Below are 5,207 nucleotides of genomic sequence, written 5' to 3'. Positions count from 1 at the left end.
GGAGCCGCCCCCTTCGGCGCCGAATTCGGCTACACCACCGGCACATCCGGATTTCTCGGCTGGGTCCGGCATTGGGCGGCCGGCAAACCATGGTTCGACGCTCCCTGAACCCGTCCACACACGGTACAGCGAACATCGACGAAAGGTAGCGGCGCCGAGCCACGCGATGACCATCGTCTCCGGCGATGCTGCGCGCTCATGCCGCCGACCGTGCGCGCGGGTCAGCGGTGTGCGATTACGCTCGGTGGTTCCGCGCCGAGGGCAGGGACAGCGCGGTCGTCGAACTCTGGCGCTTCGAAGACCGTCGAGCAAGTAGGGCGTGGCCCGATTGCTACACGTAGGTCAGCGGGCAGGTGTGGTCTGGCTGCCTGTGGTGTGCGGCGGGAGGCCGCGGCGGGCCTGGGCATCCCGGAGCGTCGGGTCCAGGGCGGGTTGCCCTGGCCGCAGGAGGCATTCCTCCGTCGGTCCCGGGGCCACACGTTCCGCCGTTGGTCACGGCCCCTGTCGTCGCCGTCGTGGCAGGACCCCACCGCGCCAGTGAAGTGTGTAGTGGGTCAGCGGGAGCCAACCTTCGGCGCGGGCGGACGGGCCTCCGGGACGCCCCGGGCGCGCAGCGCGGCCGTCACAGCGCCGGGGCCGCCCGGAAAGAGCCCGGCTCCGACTGGATAGCACAGTCGCCCGCTGCGCATGCGCGTCAGGGGCAACCGGCCTTTCGCGTCCTGCAGGGAGATCATCGCCCCGGGGCGGGGGGCGATGTCGAGATTGGCGAGAACAGACCGGCCGCGGACCGTCGCCGACTCCACGTCCGACCACGGGATCAGGACCGCCCGGGTGTAGCTCGTGCCGATCTCCACGCCGGCGGCGGACAGCCGGACCCAATGCGGGTTGCGCATCAGCATTCCGAGCCACACGCCGAAGAAAGTGAGCGGGGTAAGCCAAAACTGCGGAAAAGGACGAAGTTGACGGTCCGGCTGGCCGGCTCGCCGACCAGCGCCGTCAGCCCGACGAAGAACCCCGTGCCGGACAACGAGACGACGGCGGCGGCGCCGACGTACAACGCAACGGCCCGGCCCCCCGAGCTACGGAACAACACAGCGGCGGGGGCCGGTGGCGGTGGGATCACGCCATCATCATGAGGCATTCCGCCGAATACCAGGGACTCCCGGCAGCCCGGACGCCCGAGCCGCGATCGGCTGCACCGCCGGACGGCTCGCCGGGTCTGTCGCCACGCGTCCGGGTCACGCTCTGGGCCGCACCTGCGCGCGGAAGAATCCTGCAACCGCGACACCGATCGGCGCGAGGGCGACAACAGTGAACGCCAGGACAACAGAGTTAGGAGCGGCGGCTACGCGAGGCACGGCGTTGAGAAGAATGCTTGACCCCAGGAGCAGTTGGAACCAGCCGGTTCGACGCGCATCGGCGCGAACAGCAAGCCGCAGGGTCAGGTGTCGACCTCGAATGACGGTCACGAGCCCGAGCACTGTGCAAACGGCGCCGAGGACGAGCGCCACCCAGGTCATCGCAAGCACTGCTGCCTCCACAGTGAACAGCCTGCCCCGTCCGTCGCGGTGCGGCATCAGTATGGACCGTTTCCCGCAACTACGTGCCTCCCCGTCACGAGCACCGCAGCAGTCACGTTGTGCGGCGGCCTGCGAGTCCGGCTCGGCTCTGTCACGTGCCGTCGGCGTGTTGGGTTGTGCCAGTACTCGGTCGCGCGGGCAGAGATCAGCAGGCGAATCGGCTGCTGATCAAACTTGATCGCGTATCCGCACATGCCGCAGCGGGCGCACTGGCGCTCGCCGTTAGTAGTGACGCACGGTGATGCATGGCTGCCATCATCGTCCCAGCCGTCAGCGGCGGGTCTCCGAACGAGCTCGTACTTCGCGCGGCGACGGCCGCGTACCTCGGCCGGTACCGCGGTCAGACTCGGCTGCACAGCGAGTCGGACCTGCGGGTCTTCCTGCACTGGTGCACCGACCAGGAACTCGACCCGCTCTCAGCGGTCCGGGTGGACATCGAGCGCTACATACGTTGGCTGCAGGACGTGCGCCACTACCAGCCCTCCACGGTGTCCCGCCGGCTGTCGGTCGTGGTCGGCTTCTACCGCGTCTGCGTCATCGACCAGATCCTGCCGCACTCGCCCGCCGACTACGTCCGCCGGCCCCCGGTACCGGCCGAGTCCCCAACCCTCGGGTTGGGGCATCTGCAGTTCGAAGCGCTGATCACGACCGCCCGGTTGTCGGCCAACCCGAACGACTTCGCCCTGATCGCGCTCCTCGGCCTGCTCGGGTTGCGGATCTTCGAAACCTGCGGCGCCAGCATCAGCGACCTCGGCGAAGAACACGGCCACCACGTGCTCCGGGTGCGAGGCAAGGGCGGCAAGGTCGTTCTCGTCCCGCTGCCACCGGCCGTGGCCCGGGCCATTGAACGAGCTGTCGAGGACCGCACCGACGGACCGATCCTGCGCAATATTCTCGGCACCCGGATGGACCGCCACGCCGCGACCCGCCGGCTCAAGCACCTGGCCGCCACCGCCGGCGTTCGGATGCCGAGGATGCACCCGCACATGCTGCGGCACACCTTCGTCACGACCATGCTCGACGCCGGCGTCAGCCTCCGGGACGTGCAGATCGCCGCCCGCCACGCCGACCCCCGAACGACGATGCGGTACGACCGAGCCCGCAACAACCTTGACCGGCACCCGAACTACATCCTCGCCGCGTACATGGCCTCGGGCACGTAGCCAGGCTCACGACTTTGCCGAGAACAGTGCGTCCGATCTTGGTGCTGCACGCCCATGCGGCCAGCACGCAGGTGACGGTCCGGGGCGACGGATGTCGCTTGCCGCATGGTGGGCGCAGGCATAATGCGGAAATGGCCCTGTCGTCCGGCCCGGCGCTAGTGATTCCCGGTGGTCCTCTCCCACCCTGGTTGCAAATGTTGTGGGCGTCCAAGGACGAGGCGGCAATCGGAAAATCGGAGGGTCTGCGCCGGTTGGTCGACGGGCTGGTGGACCTTGAGCCGTCCGGTGAAGTACCGCTCATCAGCCAGCTGCTTGACATGAGCGACAGGCGTGCCGCGTTGCCGCACCTGGATCGGCACGTACGCGCACGGCATGACCTGAACGCGGCCGCCATGGACCTGGTCTGCCAGCGCCTGCGTGCCGGCACCGCCGGACCGGTCAGCTGGGTCCTGGGCGCGATGCATCGCGATGGCCGGGTGCGGCAACAGGCGGTGAACGCCATCCTCTCAGGCGCGCTACTGATTCCCGGGCCGCCCGGCCACGCAGCCGCGTCATCGCAGGACGCCTCCACGCCAGCAATACGGAACTGGGTCGGTTCCTGGGACTTCGCCGATCCCGAGTCGCGTACCGGTCCGCTGGCGGCCCTGGTGCCCGTCCTGATGCTGCGCACCGCCGACTGGGTGGCCCAGGTGCGGAAGGCCGCGCGGGCTGGCCTGCCGGCACGGCTCGCAGTAGACCCCCGGTACCTTCCGATCGCTCTGAAGAGCATTGCGCTCGTCGAGGCTCGAACCCACGGCCGATTCATCACGGTGTGCGCATTCGAGGCATTCGCCTCCGCGCCGCAGCCGGTCCGCGACGTGCTTACCGTGTCGCCGAACCCGGCCATCCGCCGGGCAGCCATCGCCGCCAGCCGGAACTCCTTCGATGAGCAGATGCGCCGCCGCTGAAGCCCGCTTCCGGGATCGACGATCTGGGTTGCCTCCCCTGACGTTCATCGAGCTGCCTGTTCGGCCACACTCTCATAGCCGCAATCCGCTCGGGTGGCGTTCGGCGCGCACGGCCGACCGGCATTGCCTGGGAGATGGAAGCTGATTGGCACGGACGGACCTTGCTGGCATGATCATGCGACCGTAGGGCGGCCCGTTCGGACGTCGCCATGATCGAGGTGGTGCAGTGGGACTCCTCAAGCGGCGACCGCCGACTCCCGTCAAGCGGCTCATGGCCGCCGCCGGGCTGCCGACCGCAGGCGGTGAGATCCCCGTGCGGGACGTTGTCATGGAGGTGGTACGCCGCAGGAGCGGGCGGGTCGCGGCGACCCTTGCCGTGGTTGAGGACTTGCTCGTTGAGGAGGGCGACGCGTCACGGGTCGCGCTGGAGTTTCTCGAGGATCTTCAGAACGCGGCGTCGCACGGGTCGGAGGGCCTGCTCACGACCGAGGAGCTGTTGCCGTTGCGAGGGCCTCGGACGGTGGACGGCTGGGAATCGGTGGACCGGTTCTGGGGCACTGTTGTCGCCTGGTGCGACGAGAGCGGGGTGGAGCTGGAGTCGAGTGCATCGCTCCGCGCCGTCGAGCATCCGGGACTGCGATCGATCATGTGGCCGTCGTGTCGGAGCCTGGCCGACGGGCGACGGGTGGGCCTCAGCGACGTGGTGCTGTACGAGAAGGCGACTGGCGCGCCGATGGCCGCCTTCGGTCACCACCCGAGGGAATGACGGAGCCGCCGGGCGCTCGTCAGAATCACTTGATCAGGTGCACGGTCATGCCGCGCCGGGCGCTGCGGTGCGCAGGCTCGCGGAGGTCGAGGACCTCGTCAGTAGTCGCATGTGTCGGTGGCAGCGACGTACTCGACAGGGCGGCACCGGCGAGGCACGCTGCTCGCCATGAGTTTCGACCTGGTCGTCCTCGCCGCCCAGCCCGACGCCACCGATGCTGAGGTGCGAGCCATGGCCGAAGTTTGCCAAGGCTGGCATCACCCCCAGGGCGAGCTCGACGGGCGCATCGTCGTGTTCTACGAAAGCCTCCGCGCTCGCTACCCGGACTACCCACCACGCGGTGACGATTCACCCTGGACGGACACGCCACTGAGCGTCGGCATCGACCACGTCAGCATGCACATGCGTTTCGGCCAACGCGCGACGGACGCGCTGCGGCTGATCGACGAACTCGCGCGCCGGCATGGACTTACCATCTACGATCCTCAAGGCGGCGAGGTAACCCGGCCCGACGACGCGCGAACGCCGGCGGACACCGCAATGGTGGCGTTGCTCGAGGAACTACGAGCGCCAAATCCCTGAGGCCGGACAGCTCGGCGCCACCGCCATGCTCACTCTTCTGACGGTGCGCGCTCATCAGCGTAAGACGTTTCGAGTCAAGCCCCTGGTCGGTGCCTCGTCCGTCGTCTGTCCCGGCATAGCGGTAATGGGGTTGGTCCCGGCAGCGTGTAATCGGGTTGGTGAGACGACG

6 protein-coding genes are annotated in these 5,207 nt (G+C 68.6%); 4 read left to right on the top strand and 2 right to left on the bottom strand.

Annotated elements, in window-relative coordinates:
- Positions 1-554: 554 nt before the first annotated feature.
- Positions 555-911 carry a hypothetical protein gene (locus ABD901_RS58055; protein ID WP_345144868.1) on the bottom strand — a complete coding sequence of 119 codons (357 nt, stop codon included), beginning with the start codon at positions 909-911 and terminating at the stop codon, positions 555-557.
- 327 nt (positions 912-1,238) lie between these two features.
- Entirely contained in the window at positions 1,239-1,541 is a 303-nt protein-coding gene (locus ABD901_RS58050) for a hypothetical protein (RefSeq protein ID WP_345144865.1), read from the bottom strand.
- Positions 1,542-1,825: 284 nt separating this feature from the next.
- On the opposite strand from ABD901_RS58050, the gene ABD901_RS58045 reads away from it, so the two are divergent.
- The 4 genes from ABD901_RS58045 (at position 1,826) to ABD901_RS58030 (ending at position 5,038) form a co-directional block, all read left to right on the top strand.
- Positions 1,826-2,743, top strand: coding sequence for a tyrosine-type recombinase/integrase (locus ABD901_RS58045; protein ID WP_345144863.1), 918 nt, complete (start codon positions 1,826-1,828; stop codon positions 2,741-2,743).
- Between the two features lie 194 nt (positions 2,744-2,937).
- Positions 2,938-3,690 (top strand): hypothetical protein, encoded by a 753-nt coding sequence (locus ABD901_RS58040; RefSeq protein WP_345144861.1) that lies wholly within the window; start codon positions 2,938-2,940, stop codon positions 3,688-3,690.
- Between the two features lie 226 nt (positions 3,691-3,916).
- Entirely contained in the window at positions 3,917-4,456 is a 540-nt protein-coding gene (locus tag ABD901_RS58035) for a hypothetical protein (RefSeq protein WP_345144859.1), read from the top strand.
- Between the two features lie 168 nt (positions 4,457-4,624).
- A complete protein-coding gene (locus ABD901_RS58030) occupies positions 4,625-5,038 on the top strand; it encodes a hypothetical protein (protein WP_345144857.1) in 414 nt (137 codons plus the stop codon).
- Positions 5,039-5,207: the final 169 nt, after the last annotated feature.

The organism is Dactylosporangium darangshiense (assembly GCF_039537565.1).
Taxonomy (GTDB): Bacteria; Actinomycetota; Actinomycetes; order Mycobacteriales; family Micromonosporaceae; genus Dactylosporangium; species Dactylosporangium darangshiense.
The sequence above is the reverse complement of the archived record's forward strand: the minus strand, read 5'-3'. Positions and strand labels throughout refer to the sequence as shown.

Bases quoted from the DNA above. Each gene is read 5' to 3' on its own strand.
- ABD901_RS58045 (WP_345144863.1), top strand. From the start codon at position 1,826: ATGGCTGCCATCATCGTCCCAGCCGTCAGCGGCGGGTCTCCGAACGAG.
- ABD901_RS58040 (WP_345144861.1), top strand. From the start codon at position 2,938: ATGTTGTGGGCGTCCAAGGACGAGGCGGCAATCGGAAAATCGGAGGGT.
- ABD901_RS58030 (WP_345144857.1), top strand. From the start codon at position 4,625: ATGAGTTTCGACCTGGTCGTCCTCGCCGCCCAGCCCGACGCCACCGAT.